Here is a 231-nt window from a genome sequence, read left to right on the forward strand (position 1 = left end):
CACCAGGTTGAGGTTGTCGTTGAGGTCGCTGTTCATCTCCAGCTCCACGCCTTTGGAGCGGCTTTCGCCGACCTGGCGATTGAAGCCGGTTACCGCGTCGGCGATCACATCGTCCTCTTTCACCAGGTCGTAGACGGAGGCGGTGAAGGCGGTGTTCCAGCCCTTAGGCTCGTACTTCACGCCCACCTCGTACTGGCGGCTGGTGGTCGGCTCCAGCGGCGAATTGCCGTT

General features: G+C 61.9%; 1 protein-coding gene. It reads right to left on the bottom strand.

The genetic code is table 11. From position 1 onward, the window contains the following. Positions 1 to 231, bottom strand: a 231-nt coding sequence (locus tag CVH10_RS24870) for a TonB-dependent receptor (protein WP_146143435.1), incomplete at both ends; no start/stop codon positions are given.

Origin of the sequence: Halomonas sp. ND22Bw, assembly GCF_003011945.1 — a bacterium.
GTDB lineage: Bacteria > Pseudomonadota > Gammaproteobacteria > Pseudomonadales > Halomonadaceae > Halomonas > Halomonas halophila.